Genomic DNA, 1,702 nt, shown 5'->3' with positions numbered 1-1,702 from the left:
TATAATTGACTACCAATTTTAATGCGCCCTCCGTGGCGCTAAAATTGCTTTGCCCGTCCTGGGCAAAATTACGCCAATTATAAGTCGCAATCCCTAAGAGTTCCTAGAACTGAAACGATAATATCAACATTTTAAAACATAGCCTCCCGAACTGAAGGAAGTTTTAAATCAGTGTAAAAATCAACACTGATTTAAAACAGAGCCTAAAATAATATTGATATAGTCTAAAAAATAAAAAAAGTGACATAAGACAAGGAAGCCTAATGTCACTTTTTATTTTAAGTTTTTAATTTGCCTTTTAAAAATCAGCTTTAGTAAGTAAATATCAAGTTTCCGTCTTTATAAGCCACTGGTTTTGATAAAAGCCATTGATTTGTAACGCTGTCATCAAAATAAAACAATGCCCCATTAGTTGGGTCAGATCCATGAAGAGCGGCATAAGCAGCATTTCTTGAAGCGGAATCAGCTGCATTATTGATTAGTCCGTTTTTAACAGGTGTAAATTGATAGTATCCGTTTATTTTCTCGTAAATTACACCTTTAAGAGTATTTGCGAACAACCCGCTTTGCACTCTATTTATTACCACAGCACCAACTGCTACTTTTGCTGAATAGGATTGATTAGCAGCTTCAGACTGTATAAGTCTTGCTAAAAGATCCAAGTCTTCCGCAGTATAAGGTATTACTGATGCGGATGGTGCATTTGAGCTGGAAGCAGCTGCAGCATATGGTACTAAAAGCTTTTGCCCTGGATATATGATGTTACTTGTTAAGTTATTAGCAGCTTTTAAAGAATCCACAGTTATGCCATATTGCTTTGATATTTGATATAAAGTATTACCTTTCTGTACAGTGTAATATCTGTCAGGAATAGAAATTACTTGTCCAGGTTTTATTACAGTAGAAGTTAATTTATTATAAGTCATTATATTCGTATAGCTTGTACCAAAAGTTTTACCTATGCTGTACAAGGTATCCCCAGACACAACAGTATAGTTAGTAGCAGCATGAGCTGCTTTAGCTCCTAGAACTGTGAACATAGCACAAAAAACTAATGCCTTTAATTTGTTATTTATTTTCATTTTACCCCCTAAGCCTCCGAAGTTAGTTGACGGGTTAGGATAGGAGACACCCCTCTTTATATATGCTTGGGCACAATATGCCTGCATTTTAAAGATTAACCCCAATGGAAATCCTCCGTACCTCATGTTATTTATTAGAAATTTTAATCTCTCATGAGGATTCGGCTCTGTGAGGTGATTGTAACAAAAATATTCAAGCTTTTCATTATTAAATTGATGGGCAAAGTGGATTATTGTTCCTATGTATAAGCAATATGGATATGTCTTTACAACCAATTTTATTAGGTGTATACTTTAATGGAAATAAAAATTGAATACGCTTATATTGATTGCTGGGGGTGCCTCAAGGCTGAGAGGGATTTTTATCCTAACTCCATGAACCTGATATGGTTAGAACCATCGTAGGGAAGCAGGAAGTTGTTTATGATAGCTTGCTTCGCGCAAGCTTTTTTGTTTGCCCGAAGAATTTATAATTTTTAAACAGCCCAGTACATCAGTATTGGGCTGTTATTTTTGTGCAACAAAGTAAACCACTTGCTAAGCAAGTGGAAGAAAAAAGGCTTATGCCGTTGAGTAGAAAAAAACTCCTATGTTAAAATAAATGCAGGTCTAGCCAACCG

1 protein-coding gene and 2 riboswitches are annotated in these 1,702 nt (G+C 35.5%); the gene reads right to left on the bottom strand.

Translation table 11 applies throughout. From position 1 onward, the window contains the following. Positions 1 to 311: 311 nt before the first annotated feature. Entirely contained in the window at positions 312 to 1,082 is a 771-nt protein-coding gene (locus tag IAI10_RS24530) for a LysM peptidoglycan-binding domain-containing protein (protein ID WP_315675938.1), read from the bottom strand. After that, positions 1,079 to 1,259, bottom strand: a riboswitch (cyclic di-AMP (ydaO/yuaA leader). It overlaps the preceding gene by 4 nt. Before the next feature lie 147 nt (positions 1,260 to 1,406). After that, a riboswitch (TPP riboswitch) is annotated at positions 1,407 to 1,507 on the top strand. Positions 1,508 to 1,702 lie beyond the last annotated feature (195 nt).

Origin of the sequence: Clostridium sp. 19966, from assembly GCF_032335695.1 — a bacterium.
In the GTDB taxonomy this organism is placed as follows: domain Bacteria; phylum Bacillota; class Clostridia; order Clostridiales; family Clostridiaceae; genus JACTOJ01.
Note: the sequence above shows the minus strand (reverse complement) of the source record. Positions and strands in the feature narration are given on the sequence as shown.